41 protein-coding genes and 1 tRNA gene are annotated in these 24,638 nt (G+C 63.6%); 8 read left to right on the top strand and 34 right to left on the bottom strand.

Features of this window, described 5'->3' with window-relative positions; all coding sequences use genetic code 11:
- Positions 1-10: 10 nt before the first annotated feature.
- The 6 genes from JI75_RS02475 to JI75_RS08705 all read right to left on the bottom strand — a co-directional run bounded on the left by JI75_RS02475 (position 11) and on the right by JI75_RS08705 (position 5,829).
- Positions 11-1,210 (bottom strand): phage major capsid protein, encoded by a 1,200-nt coding sequence (locus JI75_RS02475; protein WP_039688484.1) that lies wholly within the window; start codon positions 1,208-1,210, stop codon positions 11-13.
- A 22-nt stretch (positions 1,211-1,232) separates the two neighbouring features.
- Positions 1,233-2,033 (bottom strand): head maturation protease, ClpP-related, encoded by an 801-nt coding sequence (locus JI75_RS08710; protein ID WP_052241529.1) that lies wholly within the window; start codon positions 2,031-2,033, stop codon positions 1,233-1,235.
- Positions 2,033-3,187 (bottom strand): phage portal protein, encoded by a 1,155-nt coding sequence (locus tag JI75_RS02465; protein WP_039688482.1) that lies wholly within the window; start codon positions 3,185-3,187, stop codon positions 2,033-2,035. The genes JI75_RS08710 and JI75_RS02465 overlap by 1 nt, the downstream gene beginning before the upstream one ends.
- Positions 3,188-3,197: 10 nt before the next feature.
- Entirely contained in the window at positions 3,198-4,862 is a 1,665-nt protein-coding gene (locus JI75_RS02460) for a terminase TerL endonuclease subunit (protein ID WP_052241528.1), read from the bottom strand.
- Positions 4,846-5,298, bottom strand: coding sequence for a hypothetical protein (locus JI75_RS02455; RefSeq protein ID WP_039688480.1), 453 nt, complete (start codon positions 5,296-5,298; stop codon positions 4,846-4,848). Before JI75_RS02455 ends, JI75_RS02460 begins: the two co-directional genes overlap by 17 nt.
- 144 nt (positions 5,299-5,442) lie before the next feature.
- Positions 5,443-5,829 carry an HNH endonuclease gene (locus tag JI75_RS08705; RefSeq protein WP_144299259.1) on the bottom strand — a complete coding sequence of 129 codons (387 nt, stop codon included), beginning with the start codon at positions 5,827-5,829 and terminating at the stop codon, positions 5,443-5,445.
- Positions 5,830-6,315: 486 nt separating this feature from the next.
- Here JI75_RS08705 and JI75_RS02445 point away from each other — a divergent pair, with 486 nt between their 5' ends.
- Positions 6,316-6,495 (top strand): hypothetical protein, encoded by a 180-nt coding sequence (locus JI75_RS02445; RefSeq protein WP_039688478.1) that lies wholly within the window; start codon positions 6,316-6,318, stop codon positions 6,493-6,495.
- On the opposite strand, the gene JI75_RS02440 is transcribed toward JI75_RS02445, so the two are convergent.
- The 22 genes from JI75_RS02440 to JI75_RS02340 form a co-directional block, all read right to left on the bottom strand.
- Complete coding sequence (locus JI75_RS02440; RefSeq protein WP_158407613.1) at positions 6,492-6,704, bottom strand: hypothetical protein; 213 nt, start codon at positions 6,702-6,704, stop codon at positions 6,492-6,494. The two genes, JI75_RS02445 and JI75_RS02440, sit on opposite strands and share 4 nt — an antisense overlap.
- 236 nt (positions 6,705-6,940) lie before the next feature.
- Positions 6,941-7,456, bottom strand: coding sequence for a sigma factor-like helix-turn-helix DNA-binding protein (locus JI75_RS02435; protein WP_039688474.1), 516 nt, complete (start codon positions 7,454-7,456; stop codon positions 6,941-6,943).
- A 47-nt stretch (positions 7,457-7,503) separates the two neighbouring features.
- Positions 7,504-7,866, bottom strand: coding sequence for a DUF3310 domain-containing protein (locus JI75_RS08700; protein ID WP_052241526.1), 363 nt, complete (start codon positions 7,864-7,866; stop codon positions 7,504-7,506).
- Positions 7,867-8,082 (bottom strand): hypothetical protein, encoded by a 216-nt coding sequence (locus JI75_RS02425; protein WP_039688472.1) that lies wholly within the window; start codon positions 8,080-8,082, stop codon positions 7,867-7,869.
- 64 nt (positions 8,083-8,146) lie between these two features.
- Positions 8,147-8,539 (bottom strand): hypothetical protein, encoded by a 393-nt coding sequence (locus JI75_RS02420; RefSeq protein WP_039688470.1) that lies wholly within the window; start codon positions 8,537-8,539, stop codon positions 8,147-8,149.
- 31 nt (positions 8,540-8,570) lie between these two features.
- Positions 8,571-8,912, bottom strand: a complete 342-nt coding sequence (locus tag JI75_RS02415) for a hypothetical protein (protein ID WP_039688468.1) — start codon at positions 8,910-8,912, stop codon at positions 8,571-8,573.
- Positions 8,909-9,259, bottom strand: coding sequence for a hypothetical protein (locus tag JI75_RS02410; protein ID WP_039688465.1), 351 nt, complete (start codon positions 9,257-9,259; stop codon positions 8,909-8,911). The genes JI75_RS02415 and JI75_RS02410 overlap by 4 nt, the downstream gene beginning before the upstream one ends.
- Complete coding sequence (locus JI75_RS02405) at positions 9,256-9,483, bottom strand: hypothetical protein (protein ID WP_039688463.1); 228 nt, start codon at positions 9,481-9,483, stop codon at positions 9,256-9,258. Before JI75_RS02405 ends, JI75_RS02410 begins: the two co-directional genes overlap by 4 nt.
- Positions 9,480-9,617 carry a hypothetical protein gene (locus JI75_RS09140; protein ID WP_158407612.1) on the bottom strand — a complete coding sequence of 46 codons (138 nt, stop codon included), beginning with the start codon at positions 9,615-9,617 and terminating at the stop codon, positions 9,480-9,482. The genes JI75_RS02405 and JI75_RS09140 overlap by 4 nt, the downstream gene beginning before the upstream one ends.
- Positions 9,614-9,850, bottom strand: coding sequence for a hypothetical protein (locus tag JI75_RS02400; protein WP_082019861.1), 237 nt, complete (start codon positions 9,848-9,850; stop codon positions 9,614-9,616). Before JI75_RS02400 ends, JI75_RS09140 begins: the two co-directional genes overlap by 4 nt.
- A gap of 5 nt (positions 9,851-9,855) precedes the next feature.
- Positions 9,856-10,140: a hypothetical protein gene (locus tag JI75_RS02395; protein WP_039688461.1), complete on the bottom strand. Its 285-nt coding sequence runs from the start codon at positions 10,138-10,140 to the stop codon at positions 9,856-9,858.
- Between the two features lie 2 nt (positions 10,141-10,142).
- Positions 10,143-10,439: a hypothetical protein gene (locus JI75_RS02390; protein ID WP_039688459.1), complete on the bottom strand. Its 297-nt coding sequence runs from the start codon at positions 10,437-10,439 to the stop codon at positions 10,143-10,145.
- Positions 10,440-10,463: 24 nt separating this feature from the next.
- Entirely contained in the window at positions 10,464-10,661 is a 198-nt protein-coding gene (locus tag JI75_RS02385) for a hypothetical protein (RefSeq protein ID WP_039688458.1), read from the bottom strand.
- Entirely contained in the window at positions 10,658-10,858 is a 201-nt protein-coding gene (locus tag JI75_RS02380) for a hypothetical protein (protein WP_039688455.1), read from the bottom strand. Before JI75_RS02380 ends, JI75_RS02385 begins: the two co-directional genes overlap by 4 nt.
- Positions 10,848-11,153, bottom strand: a complete 306-nt coding sequence (locus tag JI75_RS02375; RefSeq protein ID WP_205911732.1) for a DUF6378 domain-containing protein — start codon at positions 11,151-11,153, stop codon at positions 10,848-10,850. The genes JI75_RS02380 and JI75_RS02375 overlap by 11 nt, the downstream gene beginning before the upstream one ends.
- 93 nt (positions 11,154-11,246) lie before the next feature.
- On the bottom strand, positions 11,247-11,663 hold the full coding sequence (locus JI75_RS02370; protein ID WP_039688453.1) for an ATP-binding protein: 417 nt from the start codon (positions 11,661-11,663) through the stop codon (positions 11,247-11,249).
- A gap of 290 nt (positions 11,664-11,953) precedes the next feature.
- Positions 11,954-12,625 carry a DUF6291 domain-containing protein gene (locus JI75_RS08695; protein WP_240993205.1) on the bottom strand — a complete coding sequence of 224 codons (672 nt, stop codon included), beginning with the start codon at positions 12,623-12,625 and terminating at the stop codon, positions 11,954-11,956.
- Between the two features lie 19 nt (positions 12,626-12,644).
- A complete protein-coding gene (locus JI75_RS02360; protein WP_039688450.1) occupies positions 12,645-13,061 on the bottom strand; it encodes a single-stranded DNA-binding protein in 417 nt (138 codons plus the stop codon).
- A 121-nt stretch (positions 13,062-13,182) separates the two neighbouring features.
- Positions 13,183-14,337, bottom strand: a complete 1,155-nt coding sequence (locus JI75_RS02355) for a tyrosine-type recombinase/integrase (protein ID WP_039688449.1) — start codon at positions 14,335-14,337, stop codon at positions 13,183-13,185.
- Positions 14,338-14,670: a hypothetical protein gene (locus tag JI75_RS02350; protein WP_039688447.1), complete on the bottom strand. Its 333-nt coding sequence runs from the start codon at positions 14,668-14,670 to the stop codon at positions 14,338-14,340.
- 2 nt (positions 14,671-14,672) lie between these two features.
- The gene (locus JI75_RS02345; protein ID WP_039688445.1) at positions 14,673-14,879 is read right to left on the bottom strand and encodes a hypothetical protein; all 207 of its coding nucleotides are present in this window, start codon (positions 14,877-14,879) and stop codon (positions 14,673-14,675) included.
- Complete coding sequence (locus tag JI75_RS02340) at positions 14,876-15,106, bottom strand: hypothetical protein (RefSeq protein WP_039688443.1); 231 nt, start codon at positions 15,104-15,106, stop codon at positions 14,876-14,878. The genes JI75_RS02345 and JI75_RS02340 overlap by 4 nt, the downstream gene beginning before the upstream one ends.
- Before the next feature lie 200 nt (positions 15,107-15,306).
- Here JI75_RS02340 and JI75_RS02335 point away from each other — a divergent pair, with 200 nt between their 5' ends.
- Positions 15,307-15,657, top strand: a complete 351-nt coding sequence (locus tag JI75_RS02335) for a hypothetical protein (protein ID WP_039688441.1) — start codon at positions 15,307-15,309, stop codon at positions 15,655-15,657.
- 132 nt (positions 15,658-15,789) lie between these two features.
- Here the strand turns inward: JI75_RS02335 and JI75_RS09135 are convergent, their stop codons facing one another.
- The 3 genes from JI75_RS09135 to JI75_RS09055 all read right to left on the bottom strand — a co-directional run bounded on the left by JI75_RS09135 (position 15,790) and on the right by JI75_RS09055 (position 16,924).
- Positions 15,790-15,942: a hypothetical protein gene (locus tag JI75_RS09135; RefSeq protein WP_158407610.1), complete on the bottom strand. Its 153-nt coding sequence runs from the start codon at positions 15,940-15,942 to the stop codon at positions 15,790-15,792.
- Between the two features lie 104 nt (positions 15,943-16,046).
- Positions 16,047-16,226, bottom strand: coding sequence for a helix-turn-helix transcriptional regulator (locus JI75_RS02330; protein WP_039688439.1), 180 nt, complete (start codon positions 16,224-16,226; stop codon positions 16,047-16,049).
- A gap of 473 nt (positions 16,227-16,699) precedes the next feature.
- Positions 16,700-16,924: a hypothetical protein gene (locus JI75_RS09055; protein WP_144299256.1), complete on the bottom strand. Its 225-nt coding sequence runs from the start codon at positions 16,922-16,924 to the stop codon at positions 16,700-16,702.
- Between the two features lie 84 nt (positions 16,925-17,008).
- Here JI75_RS09055 and JI75_RS08690 point away from each other — a divergent pair, with 84 nt between their 5' ends.
- The 6 genes from JI75_RS08690 to JI75_RS02300 all read left to right on the top strand — a co-directional run bounded on the left by JI75_RS08690 (position 17,009) and on the right by JI75_RS02300 (position 22,326).
- Positions 17,009-17,704: an XRE family transcriptional regulator gene (locus JI75_RS08690; RefSeq protein ID WP_158407609.1), complete on the top strand. Its 696-nt coding sequence runs from the start codon at positions 17,009-17,011 to the stop codon at positions 17,702-17,704.
- A 9-nt stretch (positions 17,705-17,713) separates the two neighbouring features.
- Positions 17,714-18,370, top strand: coding sequence for a leucine-rich repeat domain-containing protein (locus tag JI75_RS02320; protein WP_082019719.1), 657 nt, complete (start codon positions 17,714-17,716; stop codon positions 18,368-18,370).
- Entirely contained in the window at positions 18,367-19,479 is a 1,113-nt protein-coding gene (locus JI75_RS08685) for an exonuclease domain-containing protein (RefSeq protein WP_052241522.1), read from the top strand. Before JI75_RS02320 ends, JI75_RS08685 begins: the two co-directional genes overlap by 4 nt.
- Positions 19,480-19,564: 85 nt before the next feature.
- Entirely contained in the window at positions 19,565-20,479 is a 915-nt protein-coding gene (locus tag JI75_RS02310; protein ID WP_039688435.1) for a hypothetical protein, read from the top strand.
- A 121-nt stretch (positions 20,480-20,600) separates the two neighbouring features.
- Entirely contained in the window at positions 20,601-21,104 is a 504-nt protein-coding gene (locus JI75_RS02305) for a hypothetical protein (RefSeq protein WP_158407608.1), read from the top strand.
- Between the two features lie 121 nt (positions 21,105-21,225).
- Positions 21,226-22,326, top strand: a complete 1,101-nt coding sequence (locus tag JI75_RS02300; protein ID WP_039688430.1) for a site-specific integrase — start codon at positions 21,226-21,228, stop codon at positions 22,324-22,326.
- Between the two features lie 36 nt (positions 22,327-22,362).
- Here JI75_RS02300 and JI75_RS02295 read toward each other — a convergent pair.
- The 3 genes from JI75_RS02295 to JI75_RS02285 all read right to left on the bottom strand — a co-directional run bounded on the left by JI75_RS02295 (position 22,363) and on the right by JI75_RS02285 (position 24,610).
- Positions 22,363-22,437: transfer RNA gene (locus JI75_RS02295), tRNA-Thr, on the bottom strand.
- A gap of 15 nt (positions 22,438-22,452) precedes the next feature.
- Positions 22,453-23,490, bottom strand: a complete 1,038-nt coding sequence (locus tag JI75_RS02290; RefSeq protein WP_082019717.1) for a radical SAM protein — start codon at positions 23,488-23,490, stop codon at positions 22,453-22,455.
- A gap of 4 nt (positions 23,491-23,494) precedes the next feature.
- Positions 23,495-24,610 carry an NAD(P)-binding domain-containing protein gene (locus JI75_RS02285; RefSeq protein WP_052241521.1) on the bottom strand — a complete coding sequence of 372 codons (1,116 nt, stop codon included), beginning with the start codon at positions 24,608-24,610 and terminating at the stop codon, positions 23,495-23,497.
- Positions 24,611-24,638 lie beyond the last annotated feature (28 nt).

Here is a 24,638-nt window from a genome sequence, read left to right as displayed (position 1 = left end):
CTCCCGCTCGCTAGGCCTCGGCCTTGGTGGACACGGTGCCCTTGACCTTCACGGGCGCGGCGGCCTCGGCGACTGCGGACAGGTCGAGCAGGACGGCGCTCGTGTTGTCGTACGCCATGCCGGCGGCGTAGAGCACGGCCTTGAAGGCCCGCTGGTCCTCGAGGAACTTGGCGTCGTCGCTGAACTCGATGCCGCGGTCGGCCCCGACGAACATCTCGTACTCGTCCATCAACGCCAGGACGCCGCGGTCGTCGGCGACCGCAACGGAGGGGATCACCTCGGTGGGCACCGGGAAGGAGTCGCGGTAGATCCCGTCTGCGCCCATGACGCGGACGCCGGGCATGACCTTTGTGAGGTAGGTCTTGTTGTTGACGATGAGCGTGAGCGACTCGCCGTTGACGACGTTCACGGACTTCGCCTTGCCCGCCTCGTCCGTCATGAGCGTGGCTACGACGGCACCGTAGGCGGCGGGGCCGAAGTCGGCGAGCTTGACGGCGGCCTTCTGGGGGTAGCCGGTGCCGGAGTTGATCGAGACGCCCTGGTGGATGTCGCGGTCGATGCCGACGGGCTGGCCCTTGATGCCGTTGCCGGAGACGAGGCCGGTCTCGAGGCCGATGGCGATGGCCTCGGAGAGGACCGTGGTCACGTACCCGTCGAGCCACACGGGGCCGAGCTTGAGCATGTCCTGGGAGACCAGCGCGAAGCAGGAGAGCTTGCCCTGCTTGATGTCCACGACATCGAAGGCCGACGTGATCTCCTTGGTTATCTCGCTGTTGAGCTCGCCCCACACGGCGGCCAGACCCTTGTCGCGGTTGCGCACCCAGCGGGTGAGCGCGGCGGCGGGGACGGCCTTCACGCGGGCGAGAAGGGGATGCGCCTTGGAGATGTTGCGCATCACGTCCTCGATGATCGTGATGGGCATGAGGTTGTCGCCCATGGTCGCGAACGCCTGCTTGGGATCGACGGCGGAGAGAGCGTCGGTGATGCGCTGATAGTAGGTCGTCTCCTCGCTAGTGAGAGTGCGGAACCCGCGCGCCTGGAGGACGGCGGAGTCCTGGGTCGCGACCGCGCACCGGTACTGCTCGGCGACGTCGTCGGCGATCGCCTCGGCGAACTGGGCGAATGCGGCTTCGGAATCCGCTCCCTCGGTCTGGAAGGCCTGGTAGAGCCTGGAACCCGCCTCGCGGGCCTTGTTGAGCTGGATGGTCATGTGGTTCCTTTCTCGGTTGTCGTTAGATGCGGCCGAAGAACTCGGCAAGCCTATGGGTCGCTTCCTGCGCCTGGATGCGCTGGTCGCCTATTCCATGGTCGCTCTCGGCGGGGTCGTCTGCACCGATGCCGAGGTGCGCCATGATCGCGTCGAGCTTCGCCTCGACCGTGCGGCCCTCTCGCTCGGCCTTCGGCTTTTTGGCGTGAACCTGCTCGGTCAGGAGCTCAACGAGCTGCTTGGCGTTGAAGCGCGCCGACTGCGCGGGCCCGCTCGCCTCGCTGGATTCGACGGCGGTCGCGAAGCCGTGCTCGACGCAGAACTCGGGCGTGAGCCACGTCTCGTCGTCCATCATCCGGGTGAGCTCCGCCTCGTCGAGGTCGGTCGCCGCGAGGTAGATCCCGCGCGACAGGCCGGTGATGGTGTCGAGGTCGTCGGCGAGCTTGCGGAGCTTCGGGGCGTCGCCCCCCGCCCAGGAGGAAGCGTTGTGGATCATCAGCAGCGAGGCGTCGCTCATGACGCGCTCCTCGCCCGCCATGAAGATCACCGAAGCGATCGAGCAGGCGAAGCCGTCGCACACGGTGGTCACCCTCGCCTTGCAGGCGCGCAGCGCGTTGTATATCGCCACGCCCTCGGCGACCTCGCCGCCGTAGGAGTTGATCCGCACCGTGACCTCCTCCACCGTGTCGGGGAGCGCGGCGAGCCGCTGGGACAGGCCCCAACTGGAAACGTCGGACTCGTCCCACGGGTACGAGCAGATGTCGCCGTATATGACGATCTCCGCCGAGGTCGGGGCCTCCACCATCTGGAAGAATCTCTTAGCCATTAGTTTTCACCCCCTTCGGAGTTCGCCTCGCCCGCGAGCGAGTAGTTCCTGGTCATGTAATGCCGTCGGCTCCACTCCTCGTTGAGCGGGTCGAGGCCGAGGAAGGTCATAACCTGGTCGGGGGACATGAGCGAGCTGCTTACGAGCTTCTCGGCGTCCTGCGCCGCGTCCAGGAGGTCTACGTGCTTGACATGGGATAAGTCGATCGAGAAACGGTCTCCCCGCCTCCATCCGTCGAAGCCGAACACCTTGGCGGTCAGCTCGTGCTCCATCATGGAGGCGACAGGGGCGACCGCGAAGGTGAGGAAGGACTGGTGCACCTGGCCGAAGTTGTTCACGTTTCCATAGAGCATCGAGGTGGGCATCTTCATGGCGTTGGCCACGGCCTCGAAGCAGTCCTTTCGGAGCCTGACGAAGTCGTCGCTCGTCCGCCGGGTCGCGGTCGCCTTGTCGAACTCCACGAGCTCGCGGCCCTTGAACTCCGGGAGTACGGCGTTCTTGCCCTCGAAGAAGGCCCGGAGGTTCTTCTCGGCCCACTCCTCGTACTTGCGCCGCTCCTCCTCGGTGCCGCCCTGGGCCGTCTCGATCTTCATCTTGTACCGACGCGACGCGTCGGACACGAACGAATCGGACGCGGCGGACACGAGCCGGGCGTACTGGGAGCCCATAGACTCCACCAGGCCGCGAACGTCCGGGTCGCCCAGGTCGAAGACGAACAGGTCGGACGCGCTGACCGGTCCCGGTATGCTCGCGCTTCCCACCCGCAAGCTCGCGTACTCGTCGGCCCCGAGGGGGTTCTGTCTGGTCGGGGGGTCGGGCTCGGCCCGGTACAGCCTCCCGCCGCGCGGCACGACGAGGCCACGGCCCTTCGAGTACATGTCCCACACCAGATCGGACACGAGCTTGTTCGCCGTCTCGTTGTCGTTGGGGGCGACCGTCCACAGGTACGACCACTCGTCGCCCTCGGAGAGCCTGCCGTCCCTGTAGACGCGGAAGTCGGCCTTGGATATTGCGGCCGAGACGTAGCCGACGGCCACCTTGAAGGCCACCATGTGGGTGGCGGCGGCGGTCGCCTGGATCGCTATGATGTCGCCCGTCTCGCCGTCGTCCAGGCGGTTGCCCAGCCAGTCGTAGAGGGTCCTTACGATTCCCAATGCGCTCTCCTTAGTAGGTCAGGACGTCGGCCCATTCGATGGGCGCGTAGTCCGGTATGCGGTCGTTTATCGCCATCGCGGCGACGAAGGCCATGAAGCCGTCGGTCTTGCGGCCCTTCGGCTCGATCTTTCCGTACTTGAAATTGTTGTTGGGCGCAGGCTCGAGCTTCGCGTTGTTGGTGAACCAGCGCATCGCCGGGTCGTCGCCCCACGCGATCGAGCGCGTGACGAACGCCGAGTTGATCACCGGCTGTATCCTCATGACGTCCGACGGCCTCACGAGGTAGACGGTCTTCTCCTTCGCGGAGAACCCGACGTTCTCGAGTTGCCTCTGGAACATCGTGTAGCGGTAGTCGTCGATCGCGACGCACTGAACGTTGAACTCGAGCGACTGCTGGAACACCCAGCGCGTCACGAAGTCCGGGTTGATCTCCACGTCGTCCACGATCGTCACCAGCCCGCGCTCGGCCCAGTCGTCGAGCGGGGCCTTGATCGCGCCCCTGTGCTTCGAACGTGAGCAGAACCACGAGTGGTGCCGCGCGTAGTACGTCCCGTCCTTTCGGAACAGCAGCACCGCCGACACGAAGTCGGTCGTTCGGGCGAAGTCGATGCCCACCACGCAGGGCATCCCCGACATCTCGGGAAGCTCGCGGTTGGTTGCCAGTATGTCCTCCCAGCTCGCCACTTCCAGCTCGACGCGGCCCACGGGGAAGTTCATGCGCTTCGTCATGAAGTCCGGGTTGGCGATCGGGTTGAGCCTGTAGTCGTCGTACTCGCCGCGTATCTCGTCCATGAGGTCGGCGTTGAACCGGAGGTGCGGGTTCGCCTTGTGCCAATTGCGCTCGTCGGCTATGTCGTCGGCGGCGTCGATGCAGCACATGAACGGCAGCATCCCGTTGTCGGGCTGCTCGCCTTTGAGGATCGCCCTCGCCCTCTTCTTGAGATCGTCTATAACGCCGTCGCGGATGTTCCCGTCGGTGGTGCAGTAGAGGATGCGGGGGTGCGGCTTCTTGCCGAGGCCCGTCTTGAAAACGCCGATGTTGCGCTGGTCCGGGTAGGCGTGGACCTCGTCGAACACAACGCATCCGGAACGCAGGCCGTCCTTGCTGTCGGGGTTCTTCGTGTAGTAGGCGACCTCCGACTTCGTGGCCTTGTTCTGGATGACCGTGTTCGTCCAGGCGTAGGCCTTGGAGAGGCGGTTGCCCGGCTTTTCCAGCACGTCCTCCTTCAGTTCCTTGAACGAGGTCATCGCCTGGGCCTCGGTCGTGGCGCATATGTCCACGTTGTACCGCTCGATGCCGTTGCCCTTGCTCGTCAGGCAGAAGGAGCAGAACGTGATGAACCCGTTCTTGCCCGAGCCGCGCCCCAGGTAGCAGAACAGCTCCCTGAACCTCGGCCTGCCGTCCTCGCGGTAGGTGCAGAGCCAGACGGCGACCAGGAACCTCTCCCAGTCGTCGAGCTCGAAGGGGAAGAACCGCTGGTAGCCCATGTAGGTCGCCAGCTGCTCCCTGTTCACGAACAGCCTCTCGGACGCGAACACGCGCCTGACGAACGCGGCGAGCAGCTTCTGCTCCTCGCACGCGACGTAGCTCCCGGACTCCACCGCCCGGAGCCAACCGGTTATCTCGGGGACGCCTATCCGCTTGCGGACGCGCGGCCTAAACGTCGCCGACATCGATACCGGCCTCTTCCCTCGCTCTCGGCGGGATCTTGGCGAGCGTCCCGGGCGTGAGGCACAGTTCGGAGCGCAGCGCCCGCTCCTGCTTGAAGGCACGCTCCTGGATGCGGCTCCACCTCTCGGCGTTGGCGAGGTCTCCGCGCTTCACGGCCTTCTTCGTCCTTACGGAGGCCTCCTTCTCCGTCTCCATGACGTGCACCAGGTCGGCGAGCGGTCGGGCGTATATGGTTCCCCATATGCCCAGCCTGTCCATCCAATCGGCGTGGAGCAGGTACCACTGGCGCTGCTCCTCGGTGTCCACGTCGTCGGGTATGACGATCTGCCTCAGAGGAGGCGGCGACTCCGCCTGCTTGCGACGCTCTATCTCGGCCTTCCCGAGATGCGAGCGGGCCTTCTTCTCGACGATCGATGCGGGCTCTTTCCTTCGCGGCACGGCGTTTGCCTCCTTTCGAAAAAGGCCAAAAGGCGTCTGAGTCAGGGCCCCTGCGTCGGTTCCCCTGACGTTTCCCCAGGTGGGGTTTGGGGGGTGGGGGTATGAGCTGGGGTGATACGAAAATCTATATACGTAGTACGAAAATCACCAGAGCTCGGCGTTGGTAAACGCCTCGCGCTGCCGGACGGCTCCGGGCACCCTGCCGTGCCTCGCCTCGTGGCACGCGTGGCAGAGCGGAATCAGCTGCTCGTGCGTCACGCCCCTGCCGTCCGTCCATTCGTCGGCGAGGCAGAGGTCGGGCCGCTTGTCGAGGAAGCGGTCGTGATGGACGGTGTCCGCGCGAGTGTAGGCCGCAGGGGATTTCGCCCTGCAATCCCGGCATTCGTAGTGGTTGCGGGCGAGCACCTCGGTCCGCTTCTTGCGCCACGCGGCGGAGAGGTAGAACCTCGTGGCCCGCCCCTCCGTCTCGAAGAGGTGGCGCACCCATTCGGGGAAGCTCATACCCGATGGCTTGGCGTTGGTCATCGGCACCTCCTGACGATCGAATCCCGCTTTCCGACGGCATGAAAAAGACCGCCTCTTTCGAGACGGTCTTGTGAACCCCCCGAAACGAACCCGCCATCACAGGCTGGTTTTTTCGATGCGATTCAAAAAAATATCTGTGCTGCTATATACATTATCTATGTGCTGCTGTATAATAACCTCATCAGGAAGAGAGAAAGGAGAGGAATGGAGATCCTGATGAGCTTCCTTGTTTCGCTCGCCGCGAACCTAGCGGTCATCCTAGCGGAGCGGATATGCGAAAGAAGGAAGTCCCGCAAGGCAAACCGTGGGAAGCACGCCAAGCGGGACTGAAGCGGAGCGAGGGGCGCAAGCCCCTTGCTCCTCCATCCTAGCACGAAAGGAGAGCATCATGGGAGCCGTCGACTATCTGCTCATGGCGATCGCGATCATCGCTGGCGCCGTCGCTGCGAGGATCGTGGCGCACATCGTCACCCGCAATCGGAAGGACAAGTAATGGCCGTATCGGAAGCGCAGAAGCGCGCCGCCGCGAAGTACGCCCGCGAGAAGACCAAGACCATCACGCTGAGGCTCTACCCAGGCGACGCCGACATACTCGAGCACCTCGGCACCCAGGAGAACAAGCAGGGCTATCTGAAGCGGCTCATCCGCGAGGACATGGAGCGAGAAGCCTAGACCGAGTCCATCGGGCTGCCATGGTTGCGGAAGCACTCGCGCAGCCCCCGGTACGCGCGGCTGGGCCTCTTCGCCCGGCACTCGCCGCGTTGCCCTCCACCACCCTGTATGCCCAGGGCGCGCCTGAAGGCCGCGCACACGGGCATGCGCGGGTCTCCCAGCAGCACGACGGCCCTTATCTCGTCGAGGCTCACGGCGACCACCTCCATTACCATGCGCAAAAAAACTTACACGCGGGCGCGGGAAAGCCGCGGTTTCGCACGGAAACCGGCGTCGGATGCAAGTTTTCGCATGCTGAAAGTTACATGTGCGGATGAACGGCGCTGGAACGCAGAAGGCCCCTCCGTCCGTCTGGCAGAGGGGCCTTCGCTGTCTGTATGTTCGGGTTATCCGCGTCCGTACACAGAAAACCACTGTACACATATTAGCATTTATGCGGTTGAAATCAAGCGTCGCCGCATCCGCCGCCGCCGTCTCCACGATCCGCACACAGCACCGACCGCTCTGCGAGGTCGAGGGCGCGGGCCTTGCCGACGGCATCCAGCCACCTGATCGCCCTCGCCCTCCTCGACTTGACGGTGAACTCAGAACATCGCATGATCCGCGCCGCCTGCTTGACCGTGAGCCGATCGACGTACAGCATGTCAAGCACGTCGGCGTACTCCGACCCATTGTCGCCGTACAGCATCGAGAAGAACGCCCTCACGCCCTCTATCACCGCAAGGCCCTCGCCTATCGCCGCCTCGCACTGGCTCGCGGCCTCGGCCCATTCCTCGCGCTTCGCCTTGAGCTCTGCGAGCCTGATCGCCGCCGCCGCCGTGGGGTCGGACGGCCCGCTGCCCCGCCCGCCGTCGGGCCTCCACTGCTCTCCGCCCGACTCAAGCAGGGCGCGGGCGTCTGCAAGGTCGCGCACGGCGCGCCGAACACCCTCGAAGTACTCAGCCGCCCATCTGCCCGCCATCTACGACACCAGCTCCAGAAAGAAGTCATCCATCATGCTCGATACCATCATCTCCCGCCTCCGATCTCTGCGCGCAGGATGCGCAGGCATTCTATGGCCTTGTCAACGTCCTGGGCTCCGCTCTTGAGCGGCCAGCGCCACAGGTACTTGAGCGCGGCCCCGGCCCAGTAGACGGCTGTGGGCGCGACCCCGGCGTAGCCGGCGAGCATAGACTCCATCGCCCGCTTGCACTCGACCTCGCCGTCGCCCGCGTAGTGAGCCGGCGCGGTCACGGGGTCGTGCTCGGCGGATGAGCTCCCGTCGGTCGCGTCCGCTTCGGCGCCCTCTTCGAGGTCCAGCATGGCGCGGAGCGCCGCGAGCATGCTATTGGCCGCATCGCCGATGGAGCCGAGATTTGCATTGTTTCCCATCTATCGATCCTCCCTTATGTCTATCACGTAATGCTCTCCCTCGTAGTCCAGGACGAGCGCCGTGCGCCCGTCCCCGTCCTCGCGCTCCACGACCACGGGCGTGCCCGGCTCGGGGCGGTGCGCGAACTCGACCGCGGCTATGGCCACGATGCTCGCCGCCGCAAGGACGGCCGACACCGCCGCCACGATGGCGGCCTCCGGGTCTATCCTGCCCATATCCCACCGCCCCGTTCGATCATGCGGCCGCCGCGAACCGGGCCGCGCAGTCGCCTGGCTCCCATCAGCCTGCCACCTTCCTGATCGCCTCGAACGCGTACATCGCGAACTTGCCTTCGGGGGCGAGCGCCCACATGAGGCAATCCGTCAGTTTCGGCAGGCCGAACAACAGGATCAGAACAGCACCGACAACCGTCCCTGTGCCGAAGACCACGAGCTTGTCTTCATCGTCGCCGAAGCGGATTCCGTCGGAGCCGTCCAACACTTTCTTAATCATGCGCACGCATGGAACCGCAAGCGCTAAGCCGAGGCCGAGGAAGGCGGCCGCCCACACGCCGCTGTCGATCGCCTGGGCGAGGGCGAACCTGGGGATGATCGAGACCAGCTGATCCGTCGCCACCCCGAGCGAGGCCGCCAGCTGCGCCAGCGCCTCGTTCACGTCGAAATCAAAGTTCATTTCGCATCCTTTCGATCAGCGTCTATCCTGCTCATCTGGCATCGCCCCATTCGATAACGTTCCCGCAGTTCGCGCAGTACCTCGGGGTTATCGGCCCGCACAGGTCGGTCAGGCCGTCGCGGGCCATGAACGCCCCGCAGGCGCGGCACCTGATGTGCGTGTCCCCGACGTCCACGCGGCACTCATTGACGGGGGCGTACCTGCGGCCGGTGAGCATCGCCAGCTTCGCGACGTGCTCGTCGACCAGCAGACCCACCACGTCGCCGTAGGCGGCCGCCTCCTGCAGCGCCTCGGGCGCGATGCCAGATGCGACCTTCGCGGCGGAGAGGCCGAGGCGGTCGGCCATGGCGTCGATGTCGTAGACCCCGCTCATTTGGCAACCCCTTCCGCCCGCCTGACCGCATCGGCCAGAGCCTCGAACCGGGCGACGGTCGGCTTGCGCGCGTACCTCGCGGCCATGCGCTCTAGGTAGCCGCCCGCCTTGCGCTCCATCTCTTCGGCGGCGAGGCGGACGATCTCGTCCTCGAACGACTTGAAGAAGCCATACGTCATGACCATCCCCTCGTCGATCCCGTCGTAGACGTTGCCGCTCGGCCCCATGTCTCCGCCGTGCTCGATAATGTCGTAGGCGAACCGCCTGACGGCTTCGCCGAGCGTCGCGGGCTCGCCTTCGTGGTCGAGCGAATCGACCCATTCGCGCCATGTCATCGCATCGCTCATCGCCCCTCCGCTCCGTCGGCTGCGCGGGCGTCCTCCGCGCAAGCCATAGCGAACAGCCGTCTGATCGTGTCCCTCATTTCGAAATCAAGATTGGATATCGCCCCTACTACCTCCTCGGCCTGGTCCTCTCCGACCGTCTCGTTGACGAGCTCCTGCAGGCAGTCGAGGTCGAGATCGTTGTAGATGTCCTCTAGCGCCTCGGCCTTATCAATCCATCCGCTCATGCTGTCTCCTCTCCGTCCACGGCGGCTATCCGCTCGCCTATCCACCTCATCACGGGCACCGCCATGTCCCATCCCATGCCGTCCCAGGCGCAGCTCGCGGCCTCGATGCCGCTGAAAACGCTCACGTACCTCATAGACAGATTCCCATCGCCGCCGTGGCTGGCAGGCTGTATCCGTATCCGCTCCCTCTGCCGCAGCAGCAGCCGAAGCCTTCCCCGCTGCCGAATCCGCAGCCGTAGCCGTTCCCGCTGCTGCGGTCGCCGATGTAGCCGCAGCCGCAGCCGCCAGCGTTTCTGTCGCCGTATCCGTATCCGTAGCCGTTGCCGTCGCCGTAGCCGTAGGCGTCGCCGTAGGTCGGTCTCCACATAATCGTCACCATATCGCCGCCGTCTCCGATATGCCGTAGCCGTCGCCATAGCCGTTGCCTTCCCGGTCTCCGCATGGATAGCCGTCTCCGCATCCGCCTCCGTCTGCGTCGCCGTAGTATTCGCCGTTGCCGCCTCTGACTCCGGGCGATCCGTATCCGAGGGTGTATCCGATACCTGCGCCGCACCTCGCGTAGCCGAAAGTCGTGCCGTTGCCGGTCCCGTCTCCCTGATCGGTGACGTACTCGGTCCCGCAGCCGTGGCCGCAGCCGTAGGCGGTCCTCCCTGCCATCCTCACCACCCCAGCGCGATCTCGGCCACGACCGCGTGGACGCGCACCGTCCCGCACGCGTCGAGCGTGTAGTCGTCCTTGTGCTCGGCCTCCGCGATGCCGCCGATGCCCAGGCCGTTGTCCCAGCAGCGCACGACGGACGCGTCGGCCAGCAGGATCGAGTTGTAGGTTCGGTCGGCGACATGGCCCTCGAATATCCATCCGTTCGTCGCGATGACGCACACGTGGTCGCTCTCCTGCGCGACGCGCGCGTCGTCCCTGGCTATGTACTCTCTTCCGTTGATGTTGACGGTCTCCATGACCCTCTCCTTTCGTCCGATCTCCTATCCGATCGCGGGCTCCCACATCTCGCAGGCGCGCGCCGACCGCTCGCACTGCATGACCTCGCCTGCCAGCAGGCACAGGCCGTCGTGGGCGAGCGTGCGCACCTCGTGCGGGTACTCGCGGTACATGGCGCACGTCCCGCAGCTCTCCTCCAGCCACCGCTCGCACTCGGGGGCGAGCGGCGGCGCGGACGTCATTGGACCCTCCTGCACTCGACGACGGCGACGGCGCCTCCGCGCGCCCAGCACATGTCCTCGAACTCGAAGCCCGCCGAGCGGAGGAAGTCGATCGCCTTCCGCTCGGTCGAGAACAGTCCGAGGCGCGCCGACCACCCCGGCTCGTACGCCGTCACCTCGTGCACGGTCGCGACGGCGGCCCCGGCCTCACTCGCCATGGCGGCCTCCCCCGAACTCGGCCGCGCTCCCGCAGGCCGCGTAGCCCGCGATGTCGACCCAGTTGTCGCGGTGCCCGCCCCGCGCGTTGCGGGCCACCTTGAGCAGCACCATCATGTTCGCCACGTCCCTCGGGGCGATATCGACGGCCAGGTACGCGCCCCAGAAGGACGCGATGCGCGAGAAGCTGTCCTCGGCGCTGCCGTAGGCCTCCTCGCGCCCGCCGAGCACGGCCGCGCCGGCGTCCGCCAGCAGGAGCTCCCTCTCGTCGGTCGTTTCGTTGCATTCCCTTTCCAACTCCGATCCTTTCTCTCTTTCCAGCTCATATGCGTTTTCCGCGCTTTCCTGGTGCGCGGTCGGTGCGCTATGCCCAGACGGGCGGCGCGGCGCTCACGACAGCCTCCTGTTCGCCCCGGACGCCTCTATCCGCTCGCAGCGCTCGAACAGCCGCTCGAACACGCGCGGGTCCGCCTGGGCCATCTGCCGGACGGTCAGGTTGGTCGTGACGATCATCGGCGTGCGGTAGCGGTAGCACGCGTCGACGATCTCGAACACCTGCTCCCTCATGTAGTCGGTCGCCCTCTGGGCGCCGTAGTCGTCGAGCACGAGCAGGTCGCAGCCGCATATCCTGCCCATCTCGGCGTTCTTGTCGCGCGACGAGAACACGGCGTTGGCGATCTCGGTGGCCGTCCCCATGACGGCCCTGCGGCCCCTCGACACGGCCATGTTCACGCACGCGGCGGCGGCGTAGGTCTTCCCCGTCCCGCGCGGCCCGTGCACGATCGCGCCGACCCCCCTCTGGCACACCGAGTAGAGCGCCGACGTCAGCTCCGGGTTCTTGCCGTCCGACGCCTCGAAGGTGCAGGCGGACCCCCAGGTCGGCGCCGACGAACGATGCGCGCCGCCGCGCCTCGGCGAGCCTGGCGATCGACGCCCGCTCGCACTTGGCGCTGAACGCCTCCCATTCCTCCTCGGCGCATGCGCACGCGATCGGAGCCAGGCTCTCGGCGCCCCCCGAGCGGATCACCACCCTCGTCGGCCTCCCGCACTTCGGGCACGGCTCGCACGTGCCGGCGACCTCGATCCTCTCCATCGCGTCACCACCTCGCTATCGCGGCGGCCAGCTCCGGGTCGACCGGAGGCGGTCCCGGAGGGGCGGACGCGCCGTCCCTGGCCGCCCAGTTGCGCGCGGCGGCCCTCCAGTCCCTCATGGGGCTGTTGCCGACCCTCCATCCCTTCGATGCGTAGAAGTCGCAGAACCGCTCCGCGTCGATGGCGATCCCTCGCTCGGCGGCGTAGTCCGACACCTCCGCCGGGGTCGGCGCGGTGAAGCGCCGCGCAGCGGCTTTCTTTTCCACACCGTTAGGTGTGGTTTCTTTAATCTCACTCTCACTCTTTAATAGAGCGGGTTCGGTCTGGGTTATGGTCTGGGTTATGGCCTGGGTTTCGGTTTCCGATGCGTTTTCCGAAACCCGTGGGTTTCGTCTGGGTTTCTCCTTAGGCGCGTTTTCTGGAACCCGTGGGCTTTCTTTTTCGGCACTCTTCCGAAACCCGCTGGTTTTCGGCCTTCCGCCCGAGCGGCCGTTCTCGACGCTCCTCTTGGCTGCGTCGATACGGTCCCTGCACAGCGTGAACATCGCCTTGGTAACGCCAGACAGGTTAGGGGCCTCCCCCGTGTAGTGGTACTCCACCAACGCGGATACGAAGTCCCTTCGCTGCGCTGCCGTTAGACTCTGCGCAGCTTCCCAATAGTCATCCTGGATGTACATTCCCATCGGTATCAGCCCGCTAAAACGGAATGTCTTCGTCGTAGGGCGAAGCCGACGCGTAGCCGGCCGGATCGGGCATCGAGGGGGCGGCGTCCATGGGGGCGCTGCCGCGCGACGACATGAACTCCAGGTCGTCCACGATGACCTCGATCTTGCTGCGCTTCTGCCCGTCGCGCTCCCACTGGCTCCAGCGCAGCTTTCCCTCGATGGCGACCTTCGTGCCCTTGCTCAGGTAGTTCGAGAGGCTCTGGGCGCGAGCACCGAACATGGTGCAGTCGATGAAGTTCGGGTAATCCTCCCACTCGCCGGTCTGCGCGTTCTTGCGGCGGTCGTTGACCGCCACGCCGAAGCCCAGCACCTGCATACCCGAGGCCGTCGATCTGAGGTCCGGGTCTCTAGTCAGGTGGCCGCTCAGGACCACTCGGTTGATGCTCATGTTCCCTCCTTCTCGGGGCCTCCCGGCCCCGTTGACGTTGCATTTCCTTTCCAACGCATCCGTGCGCTGTATCTCCTGGTCGCTGTCCGTTTCGCCGCGTTCTCGGTGCGCGGTCGGTGCGCTACCCGAAGCCGTCTATGCCCTCCATCGCGCGGGCGAACCTCGCCGCCGCCTCGCGGCCGCGCCCGGGCAGGACGTGGCCGTAGATGTCCATCGTTGTCTTGGCCGACTGGTGCCCCAGCCGCTCGCGCACCGTCAGGATGTTCTCGCCGCTCTCGAGCAGGTAGGTGGCGTGCGTGTGGCGCAGGGTGTGCAGGTGCGCCCCCTTCGCCAGCCCGATGCGGCGCGCGGCCTCACCGAACTCAGACGTGAGCGCGTCCGGCATGACCGGCCCGCCCGCGTCCGTGCGCACGAGCGGGGCGGACTCCGCGAGCCCTTCGGCGTGCGCCGTCACCATCGCCGCCGTCGAGGCGTCGAGCGCAACCACGCGCTTCGACGAGCGGGACTTCGGCGCCTTCTCCGAGCCGTCGTAGGACAGCACGCGCGCGATGCGCAGCGAGACCCCGTCGGGGTCGGCTGTGACGTGCCGCGCCTGCAGGCCGCATATCTCGCCGCGCCGAAGCCCCGCGTACAGCCCGAGCCGCCATGCGATGGCGAGGGAGCGCCTGTAGGCCCCCGCCCCGTGGTCTGCGAGCTCGGCGGCCACGAACCTGTCGAGGCGCGCCACGTCCTCCGGCGAGAGCGCCGCCGCCTCGCGCTGCTCCGGCATGGGGAGCACTATCCCCGCCGCCGGGTTGCCCTCGACCATCCCGTCTCGCAGCATCCGGGTGAAGCAGCCGCAGCAGAAGGCGTGCACCTTCTTCACGGTTGAAGCTGAAAGCCCCGCCCCTCCGGCTGACGCGGGCCGGCGCAGCTCCCTGTACATCCTCGAGAAGTGGGCCGGCGTCAGCTCCTCGACCGGCACGCGCCCGATCCTCGGGGCGATATGGCGGCGCAGGTACGAGCGGTACGCCTTGAGCGTCGCGGGCGACGCCCCTCCCTGCTCGCACGACTCGAGGTAGTAGCCGAAAAGAGCCGATGCCGAGAGCAGCCTCGCGCCGCCCTTCGACACCTCGGCCCTGCGCGAGACGCGCTCGATCGCCGCGTCCAGCTCCTCCTCCGTTGCTTCGGGCGGCAGCACCTCGCCGACCGTCATGGGGCGGCCCGTCACCGGGTTCACGCCCGCATAGGCCCTGACGGCGTAGCCGCCGCCCTTCCTGTCGCTCACGTACGCCATCTAGCCACCGAACCCGTCGGTCATCGAGGCGTGCGTGCGGAACGCCCCTCTGAGGCGCGGCCGCTGCTCGGCCGCCATCCTCGCGAACGCGGGCGAGCACGAGTTCGGCACCGGCACGCGCAGCTCGTTGCGCACCATGTGGACGAGGTAGTTCGCGCTCACGTACCCGCGCGATGCGAGCCGCTCGGCGTTGTCGAGCATGTACTCCCATGCCCCAGGGTTCTCCTCGGCCCAGGCGCGCGCCTCGGCCATGACCTCCTCGCCCCTCGCGCCGAGGCCCGGGAGCTCCGCCTGGAGGCTCTGCGGCCTCGGTCTGTACCTCTCGTCGTTCATCGTCAGATCACCCCCCACACGAACCTGGCCGCGTAGATCAGCCAGCAGATTCCCTCAGCGGCCGCGATCGCCAGCGCGACGCCCGCGACGGCGGCCGCCGCCCTCCCGGCTGTGCAGCCGAGGCGCGGCAGCGTGTAATCGTCTAGCCTGCTACGGCTTCCGCGCGGCGCCGATCGGCGTCTCCGCCGCGCGCTTATCCCTCCTGTCATGGCTTCCTCCTTGCCTCCGCGTACGGGACGCGGTTCCTTTCGAACCATCCGCTCAGGTCCGAGACCAGGACCACGGCCCCGCGCCTCTTCCCCTCTATGTAGTAGGCCGGCAGCGGGTCCTCCGCGCGCCTCGCGAGCGCGTACAGGCCGTTGAGCTCAACGCCCATCTGCCTGCTCAGCTCGCCCAGCGTCACGAAGACCGGCGCCGGCGGCGCTGGTCTTTCCATCGCCCCATCCTCTCGTCGCGTCAATCTCCTTCCGGCCGGATTCCCACCGGCCTCCGCGCTTATCGGGGAGCGCGGTGCCCCATGGCCGCCCAGGGCTCACGTTTCATGGCCTGTTGCCCGGGCGGTATGTCAAGGTGCGTGCCATATAGACGCGGGCAGGGCGGCTGGTAGAATTCATCTGTTCGTTCTAAGGGGGATGTATGGATCGCGTTCCGGGCTACCTAATCGTCTACCTGCTGAGGATCAGAAGGCATTCGAACGAGGATGGGTATCTCGAGAAGAGGGCCGGGTCGCTCAGTGTCGATCAGGCGGTCTACGAGCGGTCGATGCTCCACGAGATGCAGGAGCTCCACCTGATCGCCTACCCCGATCCCAAGGAGATCGCAATCGAAGACGGCGACGGGCTCTCATGGGTGCCGTTCCCGCCAGAGTTCATTCTGCTGGCGCGAGGGAAGTACCTTTTCACGGAGATAATCGCCGACTCGCTCAAGTGGGTTGCGGCATCGGCCCTCGGAGCCGCTATCGCCCTCGTCGTCTCCAAACTCGGATAGGAGCAGCAGCGGATGCGCCGCATCGGCGAGGGCGGCGGCCGTCGCCCTCGCATCCGCGAACGATGCGGCTTCGAAGGTTCTGATTGGCGCATCGTAGTAGACCGCTCGCCACATCGCTGGTGCCGTGCCGCTTCAATCGCCCCCGTCGTGCTCGGCGTCGTCCGCTCCCTGCTTCTGCATCGCGGAGACGATTGATTCCGTGTCGATCGGGAAAACCGGCTTGGTGCTCTCTCCGATGAACTTCGCCATCAAATGGATCAACCCGATGTATTCTCTTTCCTTCATGGCGGTCGTCCTTTCTCCGTCCTGCCTGCGTCTATATGGTTGTCAAAGTGCTCGGTGGTGCTTCTGAGCTGATCCCGAACGCCCATGAACGCGGCGGCCCTCGGTCACAGGAGGGCTTCGACGGCGACGCCGAGTTTCCGCGCCACCTTCGCCAGCTCCCCCGCCCTGGCCTGGGAGCAGCCGAAGCGCTCCCAGTCCTGGATGGTCCTGCGCGGCACACCGGCGAGCCTCGACAGCTCCGCCTGGGTGACGCCCGCCGCCTTCCTTGCTTCCCCGAGCGACATGCCTCCAGCCTTTCCGCACGGTCGTCCGTGCTAAGATGTTCGGGTCCCGAAGCTCTCCGGTTTCTTTAGGAGGTGGTTCTTTTGAGCCAAGTTTTGAGGGCGAGGTACCCGTTGGCCGGGCGAGCCTGCGTGCAGCTCACGGAAATCGCCCGGTAAAGACCCGGCTGCGCAAACAGCCGGTCGCTGCCGCGAAGCCGCGGGCGTCGCCGCTCCGACGACTCGGCGGCGTGGAAAACCGCCTGGCCCCGCACGGGGCATCGGAGACCCGGCCCCTTCCAACGGCCGGAGTCGGCGATGCGGATCGACAGCGTGCTGGTCGGGTCATCAGCTCTTGGCCGCCGTCGGCGTTTTTGCGGACGTCCTCGGCGGCCTCGTACCCCCGGGCCGCCGCGTTCATGGGTGTTCGGTTCTCAAAGTGCTCGGTGGTGCATTGGTTGCTTAGATAATCTTGTTAGTTGTATTTAATGCAACATCTAATCCAAAAAAATAAACTCTTTCACTGCTTCTGCCAGAAGATCTTTCCCAACATCGTCTAACTCAACGTATATGGTACGGAGTTCATTCAAACGAAACATGCCGGGGTCTTCGGTATGGCACTTAACCGTTTGATACGTTTGACCAGTTCTTTTACCAAGATAATCGTATGTCAGACCAGAAGCTTTAACAGCTGATCTGAACTTGTTTGACCGACCATTCATTTTCTCCTCCTTTCATCATCGCCGCAAAACGATAGTAAATCATTGTTGTATTAAATGCAACATTTTTTTCTAGTATTTCATTTTATGAAATATATAATTGATTTAAAGGAAATGGAGGCGATCATGGGAGTACCCGAAAACATAGATGCCCTTTTGGTCATGCACGATATAACGCTCGAGGGCCTTGCGCGAATCGCCGGAGTTGACAAGTCCACCGTAAGCAGATGGCGTAAGGGAGTTACGCCACGGGATGAACCGCTCAGACAAATTGCGGATCACTTCGGTATAACTATCGACGACCTGATCTCCGATCGATTTGGGCTTGCCGCCAAAGAGCATGGCGGCACTCGGGCTTACGATTGCGGCTATATCGATATACCGGTGTACGGATCTATAGCGGCTGGAACTCCTATAGAGATGGTCGAGGATTATGACACTTTTCCTGTGCCGATTCAAATAAGAACAAAGCACCCAAACAGTGGCTTTCTCCGTGTTAGAGGAAATAGTTACAACGTGAAGCTCCCGGATGGATGCCTTGCCCTGATCGACTTCGATCAGACAGAAGCGAATGAGTTTGATGCTTTCGCTGTATGCGTCAACGGATATGCTGCCACGATAAAAAATATCCGGATCATACCGAACGGCATAGAGCTCGTCCCCAATTCGACTGATCCGACATATCAGCCAATAAGGTACGACTACACGATAGACGGGACCGACGAGGTTACGATCATGGGGAAAGTCGTATGGGCTACCATGCCGTTCGATTACAGAATTTAAGGTGAAGCGATGACCTTGGATAGCGGAAACGTGCGCTGGCGTTACGCGGATGATACGAGAACCCTTGTTGTTTCCGGCTGCAGTCCAATGCCGTATTTCTGGAACAGCGATACGGATCTTTTCGACAAGTCTCCGTGGTTCGATCTCAAAAAAGAGGTCAGAAAGGTCATCCTCGAACCAGGAATATCTACGGTGTCGCCCGGAGCGTTCGCATGGTTCTCTTCGCTGAAAACCGTCGAGGCTTCCGGCGTCGTTCGAATCTGTTCCGGAGCGTTCTTCGAATGCAAGGAATTGGAAGATATTGAGACCGGAAACTTATCGCTTGTCGATGTCGGATCTTTCGAGGGGTGCGTATCCCTAGCAAAAGTAGGAGAAAGAAACTCGAAGATCGGATTGAGTGGCAATGAGATCAGATTCGTTGACGACTTCGCATTTTCTCGGTGCGGCAGCTTGGAAAGAGTGTCCCTGCCAAATCTGAAGATGATCGGAGAAGGTGCGTTCTTCAAGTGCTCATCGATCACGTCAGTCATCGCTGAAAAACTTGAATTCGCAGGAGACAATGCTTTTTTCAAGTGCTCTTCGATTGAGAAGTTCAAGGTTGGAAATCCATGCGCTTTCGGAAAAGGGGCGATAAAAGATATCCCGAAAGGAGCAGTGATGAAATGAACTATGCTTTTATCGACGTGGAGACTCCCAACAGGAAGAACGACAGCATCTGCTCGATTGGCGTCGTTGAGACCGATCGATTCGGAAACGAGATCGATAGGTCGTATTTCCTCGTGAACCCCGAAGACAGGTTTGATGACGTGAATATGAGGATTCACGGGATCGCGCCTATAGATGTGGCCAATGCTCCGACGTTTGAAACGGTGTGGGCCGATTCGATCGGGCCGCTTCTGCAAAGGTCGTTTGTCGTGGCCCACAACGCTTCGTTCGATTTGAACGTGCTATCCAAGGCCGCCGAAAGGATAGGCGCCGGGCATCAGGAGATGATGCATGCATGCACGAAGACAATGGCTCGCGAGCTGATGTCGGCAGATAGCTGCAAGCTCGCTGATTTGTGCGCGATGATGGGTATAAGGCTCGACAACCACCATAACGCCCTCGGCGACGCCGTCGCGTGCGAGAAGCTGTTCTGGCGCCTTGCGGGCATGACAGACAGATTGGGTTCTCACTTCTCGACGTTCATCCCGGCCCGCCGCGCCGATCTATGGTGCGATGGGGCTGTCAGCAAGAAGAAAAGCAATATCAGATCGGCAAAGACCATCGCCAGCAAGCATCTTCTGGAAGTCCTGGCAAACGTGGCATCAGATGGGAAGGTAACAGACGACGAGGTGTCGGAGATGCTGGAACTCATGCTCTCGAACGACGAGATAGCCTCCGACCCCGCATATGGCAAGATCATGAGAATTGCCCAGGAAGCGTATGCCGACGGCGTAGTTACCGATGCAGAGGCGGAGCTCATGCTGAAAGAGATCTCCAGCATTCTCGATCCCGTGATGCGAAACGAGGTCGTCAGATTCCCCGGCTCGAAATTCTGCCTCACTGGGGCGTTTTCGCACGGATCTCGCGATGCCGTGAAGTGCTACATCGAATCTCGCGGAGGGAAGGTTCTCACCGGCGTTACGGGTAATACGGACTATGTCGTCGTCGGCCTCCAAGGAAGCGAGGCTTACAGCTTTGGTAACTACGGCAGCAAAGTCAAAAAAGCGCTCGAACTTAGAGAAAAAGGAAAGCCTGTGATGATAGTTTCAGAAGAATGCATATACAGCTGAGGCAATATCAGCAGAACGCGCGAATCAAGTTCGTGGTGCAGCGCTGCGTGCCTATGGATTGGGAGTTCTAAACGAAGGAGGGGTGATGGGGAACCAGGCGGCTAGAACCATGGTCGCGTACATGCTGACGTTCAACAGAAGGCGTCATCCAGACGAATCCGTCGATATCGACGACATCGACGGATCGCACGTCGGGAAGGTCTTCGAGGACTTCTGCGCGGCTCAAAACGGCAAGATGATAAATATAAAGCACACCGAGAAGTACGTGGTAACATCTGCGCCCGAAAGGCTCGGGGGCGGGGTGCTCGTTCATCTATCGTCGGGCATCGCCGGGGAGAGGCGCGACGTCTACAACGTTCGATCGAAGAAGAAAACAGCCCAGCTGAGCATCGACGACGCGCCTATGTCATCGACCAGGGTCATGCTCTCATGGAGTGGAACGGGGCTCGGGTATTCTCTGCTGATGATCGAGCACGCATACGGCGGAGCGGGTGACACCGCGCTGTTCACGCCGTTCAAGCAGTATCTGAGAGAAGTGGCCCCCGACGTCGTCGTGAGGATCGAAGCGGTGGTCGAAGCCGAGACGATCGATCAGTTCGTGTCGCTGGAAAGAATAGAGCTGAGGCGCTACCTTTCCCAGTCTGACTTAGCGGGAAGCCTCACGAGAGAGGGCGACTACCTGTCGTGCGTCCTCACGCACAAGCGGGGAGCGCCGTGGCACACCGATTCCCTTCGCTCAATTATCAGCGGGAAGAAGAGGGCGGCGGACATAATCGGCGTCGGCGGCACCATATTCGATTCCGAAAAGAGCGAAGTCAGAGCGTCCGTGAAGGACGTAAACGGGAAAAACAGAACGTTCGTCGTCGGCTGCGACATAGGGGCGAAGGTAAGCGAGCTACTTAACGACCACGGCGAGGAGCCGCTGGGCGACGAGGAGTTCGTTGAGCGATGCACGAACAGATGTGCGATAATATCGGAAAGACTCGGGCGGCGCATCTGACGCAGCCGCCACCGGCGACCGGAACGGGGTGATTGGGTTGGCAAGGCTTCGGATATTGCGGGCCGTCGGCGATCAGAAGATCAACCTGTCAAACGTCGCGGTTGGATACGCAAGAACTCTGGTGAACGCATCGACCGGGAGGGTGTCGGCGGTTGACGTCTTCCTGCACGTCGTCATCCCCGTCGCGCTGGCAGCAGGCATGTTCGCCTTCTGGCCGCTCGACGCGAACACCATGCAGCGCGCGTCGTCGAATATGGTGACGGGCGCCTCAATCGTCTCGTCCCTCATGTGCGGCGTGGCGGTCATGCTGTTCCAGCTGCGAACCCAGATAGCGTCAGAACGCGGGTTCGCAAGCAGAGGAGAGAGGAGGCTGATCGACGAGACGTACTACGACGTCCTTTGGTCCGTCGTCGTCGGGTTCTCCGCCGTCGCCCTGATCGTCGTCGGTGACTTCGTATCCCATCTCTCGCCATGCGCCTGGAAGGCGCTCGTGGCAGCGGCGATCGCCCTCGTCGCGAACATGGCTATGGCGACGTGCATGGGCATCAAGCGCATCGCCGCCGCCTACGAGATAATCTCCAAAGTGTGGGACCGCGCGGGCAACGGCGATAACCCGCGCTCGTAAGGGCCGCGCCCTGCTGAATATTAGCTCGAACAACAAAACAAGCCCCCGCGCATAAGGGCTGCAACCCTGCGCGGAGGCTCTGGATTACCAACCGACGAACGGAAGGCGGCTACATCATACCATGCCCAAATCGAGGTTCGGCCACATAAGGCGCCTAGGCCCTGATTACTACCAGGCGTTCTGGGTGGAGAACGACCGCAAGCGGTCGAAGCGCATACACGGAAGCATTGACGACGCCGAGAGGTTCTTAGCCTCCGTGCAGGTGGGTACGCGCGGTGCAATGCCGTCCACCACGCTTTCAGATTACTGGTGCTTGGTCGTGAGGCCGTCGTGCGACGGCTTGGAGACGCGAACGAAGCAGGGATACGATGCCTTGTGGGCGAAGCGCGTGGGGCCGATTCTCGGCAACCGCGAGGTGTCTACCATATGCCGCGAAGACGTTCAGCAGGCCATAGACGCCATAGAAGCTCCCGGGACGCAGCGCGCGGCGTTCAGGCTGCTGCGAAAGATACTCAACCGCGCCGTGTCAGACGGCGTAGCAGCGCGCAACCCGTGCGACCGCTACATAGAGTTCAGAACGCTGACGCGCACCGAGAAGCGCCTTTTGAGAGCGGCCGAAGTCAAGCCGTGGCTAGACTCGCTTTCGGGATGCAGGTACCTACCGACCATACTCGCGGAGCTTGGAGCCGGACTCCGCGTCGAAGAGGCTTGCGCACTCGATTGGGAAGACGTGGCGTTCGCCGAACACCGTGGCAGGAAGTACTGCGCCGTGAGGGTTGACAAGGCGATAGTTACCGTCAAAGGCGGCTCTGAGATGAAGGCGCCGAAGACCGCGATGTCTCAGCGCGTAGCCGTGATGGGCGATCCATTCGCATCACTCATGGAGCAGCTGAGGGCAGAAGGCCCAATCGTGGCAACCAACGGCACGAGGACGCAGCCGGCGACGATCACGCGGAACTTCAAGCTGTGGTGTCAGCGTCACGAAGTCGAGTACATCCAGCCGAAGAACCTGCGCTCGACCTTCGCCACATTGCACGGGGAGGCGGGAAGCCCCGATTCGCTCGTATCGCTTGCTATGGGCCACGCAGACGGCACGACGCGTGGGACGCATTACCAAGCATCAACAGAGGCGGGGATGATGGCGATAGCGGACTGCTTGAGCGACTACATATGCGGTCAAAGTACCGCTAAAGTACCGGTTTTTTTCGACTTTGGAAAGTAAAGCAGGTCGGATTCACCATCCGACCTGCTGAAACATTGGAGCCAGCGACAGGAATCGAACCCGCAACCCACTGATTACAAATCAGTTGCTCTACCGTTGAGCCACGCTGGCATTTGAAGCGCACGGCTATTCTACGGTAAGCGGCCTGGTTTTCCCGGCAAGATCCCCGTTTTTTCCAGAGATTGCCGATCGCGGGATCCCGCCGCTCGGAAGCGCGCCGGCGGGCTCCAACACGCCGGTATGGTCCCATGCGGGAACGAAGCTCTCCTCCGCCGCTTCCCCGTCCTGCCAGAAATAACCGTCCAACCCCCGCTCGTCCGCATAGTCGAGCAGCTCTTCGTACTCGGCGTCGGTTACGCGCAGGGCAAGCTCGGGGCAGCTGCGCACGACATCCATCGCGCGCTTGTCCCCGGATCGGGCAGCCGATGCGACCACCGGCGTGTACTGGCTCATCAGCGACAGCAGCGCCCGGTCGCCGTAGCGGTCCGCAACGATGTCGACCACGCGCTTCGAGTCCTCCAGATTCCCCGGAAGAAGGAGATGCCGAATGCACACTCCGCTCACCAAGCGCGTTTGGCCTCGGTATTCGTCATAGCACGGCTCGCCAGCCTGCTCGAGCATGCGATCGATCGCCGCGATCGCCACATCCGGGTAGTCAGCCGCCCGAGAATAGCGCCGGGCGATGTCGGAACCGGCGTACTTCAAATCGGCCAGCCACACATCGACCGTGCCCGCGAGGCGAGAAACCGACTTGGTCGTCTCGTAGCTCGAGGTGTTCCATACGATCGGAAGCGCCATTCCGGCCGATCGGGCCAGGTAAACCGCGCGCTCCACCTGGGGGATGAAGGGAGTCGCCGTCACACAGTTGATGTTGAGCGCGCCTTGTCCCTCGAGCTCGGACATGATGGCGGCCAGCCGCCCGACGGATATATCGAGACCCGAGGCCGCGTATGCGATCTCGGCGTTCTGGCAGTAGACGCAGCGCAGGGGACAGCCCGAAAAGAACACCGTGCCGCTTCCCGACGATCCCGAAATGGGCGGCTCCTCCCAGAAATGAAGGGCCGCGCGCGACACGACGACGCCCGCCCCCGCCCCGCATACTCCGACGGCACGGCTTCGGTGCGCGCCGCAATCGCGCGGGCAGAGATGGCAGGCGTCGGACATGGAACTAGCGCTCGCCGTGGCGCTTTCCGCAGCACTGGTGGCCGGAATCGTGCGAATCGTGACCGCATTCGCACTCATGCTGGGCTTCGCTTGCATGGTGATGGCCGCAACCGCACCCGTGGTCATGGCCGTGCGCATGCCCGCGATCACGGCCGCCGTCCTGAGAACGGTCGGGCGCAAAGCCGCCTTCGTACTCGCCGAAGTCGCCGTCGAAGTCGCCGTCGAAATCGGCTTCCTCGTCGTCGGAGTGATCGACCTCGTAGTACTCGCGGGCGCGCGCCCAGTCAAGACCGGCGCGGCGCCCGTCGTCCTCGTCGCGGTACAAAAGCGAAACGGCGGCCGGGCTCTTGTCGGCGCCTCCCAGAACGGCCAGCAGCTGGACGAGGTTCATCACGGCCTCGGCCTGGGGAACGACGAGATCGACGTCTTCGGCCGCACGCAGCGCCGCCGCGATCTCGGCAAGGAACATCTCGACGGTGTAGGTCGCATCGAAGCGCCCCTCGGCGATGCGCTCGAGGACGCTTGCCGATTGCGGGGTGACGGCCCCGACCGAGCCCTCGAGCCCCTCGACCGCCGTCACCGAGCGCTGAGTCGCCGCGTACAGAGCCTCGGCCTCGATGGCCGCCACGATCTGGGAAGCGGTCTGCAGCGTAAGCGCACAGCGCGCGAGCTGGGCAGACCCTGCGGCCCCCGTGCGGCTTGCCGTGCCCACGACAGCCGACACCAAAGGAAGCGCCGCCTCCACGTCGGCCTCGTCCCCGCCGACGAAGCAGGCCAGGCGGGACATGTCGGCGAACGCGTCGGCCGCGCCCAAATCGACCACGGCCAGCGGAGCCTCGACCGGGCGCATCCCCGAAACCGTCGCGAGCGATGCCAGTTCCTGGGAAAACGCCGGAGTCGAGGGAGACAGGTCGATCAGAAGCGCCTCGGCGGGCGCCGCCTGCGCGATGCCGCCCTCGCCGAAATACGCGTCCTCGAGCTCCTGCAGCGACGCGAAGTACGTGAACACGGCGTTCGCAGATGCGACATCGTCCACCTCGACCCAGGCAAGGCCCTCCATACCGCGCCTTACCAGCGCGCCGATCGACTCGTGACCTTGAAATGCGAACCTGTTGGACATGGGATCCCTTTCCCGCAAGCGGATGTGC

Source organism: Berryella intestinalis (assembly GCF_000814825.1).
Classification (GTDB): domain Bacteria; phylum Actinomycetota; class Coriobacteriia; order Coriobacteriales; family Eggerthellaceae; genus Berryella; species Berryella intestinalis.
This window is presented reverse-complemented; position numbering and strand designations above follow the sequence as displayed.

Coding starts and splice junctions, on each gene's coding strand:
- JI75_RS02475 (WP_039688484.1), bottom strand. CDS start 1,210: ATGACCATCCAGCTCAACAAGGCCCGCGAGGCGGGTTCCAGGCTCTAC.
- JI75_RS08710 (WP_052241529.1), bottom strand. CDS start 2,033: ATGGCTAAGAGATTCTTCCAGATGGTGGAGGCCCCGACCTCGGCGGAG.
- JI75_RS02460 (WP_052241528.1), bottom strand. CDS start 4,862: ATGTCGGCGACGTTTAGGCCGCGCGTCCGCAAGCGGATAGGCGTCCCC.
- JI75_RS02445 (WP_039688478.1), top strand. CDS start 6,316: ATGGCCGTATCGGAAGCGCAGAAGCGCGCCGCCGCGAAGTACGCCCGC.
- JI75_RS02440 (WP_158407613.1), bottom strand. CDS start 6,704: ATGGAGGTGGTCGCCGTGAGCCTCGACGAGATAAGGGCCGTCGTGCTG.
- JI75_RS02435 (WP_039688474.1), bottom strand. CDS start 7,456: ATGGCGGGCAGATGGGCGGCTGAGTACTTCGAGGGTGTTCGGCGCGCC.
- JI75_RS08700 (WP_052241526.1), bottom strand. CDS start 7,866: ATGGGAAACAATGCAAATCTCGGCTCCATCGGCGATGCGGCCAATAGC.
- JI75_RS02425 (WP_039688472.1), bottom strand. CDS start 8,082: ATGGGCAGGATAGACCCGGAGGCCGCCATCGTGGCGGCGGTGTCGGCC.
- JI75_RS02420 (WP_039688470.1), bottom strand. CDS start 8,539: ATGAACTTTGATTTCGACGTGAACGAGGCGCTGGCGCAGCTGGCGGCC.
- JI75_RS02415 (WP_039688468.1), bottom strand. CDS start 8,912: ATGAGCGGGGTCTACGACATCGACGCCATGGCCGACCGCCTCGGCCTC.
- JI75_RS02410 (WP_039688465.1), bottom strand. CDS start 9,259: ATGAGCGATGCGATGACATGGCGCGAATGGGTCGATTCGCTCGACCAC.
- JI75_RS02405 (WP_039688463.1), bottom strand. CDS start 9,483: ATGAGCGGATGGATTGATAAGGCCGAGGCGCTAGAGGACATCTACAAC.
- JI75_RS09140 (WP_158407612.1), bottom strand. CDS start 9,617: ATGAGGTACGTGAGCGTTTTCAGCGGCATCGAGGCCGCGAGCTGCGCC.
- JI75_RS02400 (WP_082019861.1), bottom strand. CDS start 9,850: ATGTGGAGACCGACCTACGGCGACGCCTACGGCTACGGCGACGGCAAC.
- JI75_RS02395 (WP_039688461.1), bottom strand. CDS start 10,140: ATGGCAGGGAGGACCGCCTACGGCTGCGGCCACGGCTGCGGGACCGAG.
- JI75_RS02390 (WP_039688459.1), bottom strand. CDS start 10,439: ATGGAGACCGTCAACATCAACGGAAGAGAGTACATAGCCAGGGACGAC.
- JI75_RS02385 (WP_039688458.1), bottom strand. CDS start 10,661: ATGACGTCCGCGCCGCCGCTCGCCCCCGAGTGCGAGCGGTGGCTGGAG.
- JI75_RS02380 (WP_039688455.1), bottom strand. CDS start 10,858: ATGGCGAGTGAGGCCGGGGCCGCCGTCGCGACCGTGCACGAGGTGACG.
- JI75_RS08695 (WP_240993205.1), bottom strand. CDS start 12,625: ATGTACATCCAGGATGACTATTGGGAAGCTGCGCAGAGTCTAACGGCA.
- JI75_RS02360 (WP_039688450.1), bottom strand. CDS start 13,061: ATGAGCATCAACCGAGTGGTCCTGAGCGGCCACCTGACTAGAGACCCG.
- JI75_RS02355 (WP_039688449.1), bottom strand. CDS start 14,337: ATGGCGTACGTGAGCGACAGGAAGGGCGGCGGCTACGCCGTCAGGGCC.
- JI75_RS02350 (WP_039688447.1), bottom strand. CDS start 14,670: ATGAACGACGAGAGGTACAGACCGAGGCCGCAGAGCCTCCAGGCGGAG.
- JI75_RS02345 (WP_039688445.1), bottom strand. CDS start 14,879: ATGACAGGAGGGATAAGCGCGCGGCGGAGACGCCGATCGGCGCCGCGC.
- JI75_RS02340 (WP_039688443.1), bottom strand. CDS start 15,106: ATGGAAAGACCAGCGCCGCCGGCGCCGGTCTTCGTGACGCTGGGCGAG.
- JI75_RS02335 (WP_039688441.1), top strand. CDS start 15,307: ATGGATCGCGTTCCGGGCTACCTAATCGTCTACCTGCTGAGGATCAGA.
- JI75_RS09135 (WP_158407610.1), bottom strand. CDS start 15,942: ATGAAGGAAAGAGAATACATCGGGTTGATCCATTTGATGGCGAAGTTC.
- JI75_RS02330 (WP_039688439.1), bottom strand. CDS start 16,226: ATGTCGCTCGGGGAAGCAAGGAAGGCGGCGGGCGTCACCCAGGCGGAG.
- JI75_RS09055 (WP_144299256.1), bottom strand. CDS start 16,924: ATGAATGGTCGGTCAAACAAGTTCAGATCAGCTGTTAAAGCTTCTGGT.
- JI75_RS08690 (WP_158407609.1), top strand. CDS start 17,009: ATGAAATATATAATTGATTTAAAGGAAATGGAGGCGATCATGGGAGTA.
- JI75_RS02320 (WP_082019719.1), top strand. CDS start 17,714: ATGACCTTGGATAGCGGAAACGTGCGCTGGCGTTACGCGGATGATACG.
- JI75_RS08685 (WP_052241522.1), top strand. CDS start 18,367: ATGAACTATGCTTTTATCGACGTGGAGACTCCCAACAGGAAGAACGAC.
- JI75_RS02310 (WP_039688435.1), top strand. CDS start 19,565: ATGGGGAACCAGGCGGCTAGAACCATGGTCGCGTACATGCTGACGTTC.
- JI75_RS02300 (WP_039688430.1), top strand. CDS start 21,226: ATGCCCAAATCGAGGTTCGGCCACATAAGGCGCCTAGGCCCTGATTAC.
- JI75_RS02290 (WP_082019717.1), bottom strand. CDS start 23,490: ATGTCCGACGCCTGCCATCTCTGCCCGCGCGATTGCGGCGCGCACCGA.
- JI75_RS02285 (WP_052241521.1), bottom strand. CDS start 24,610: ATGTCCAACAGGTTCGCATTTCAAGGTCACGAGTCGATCGGCGCGCTG.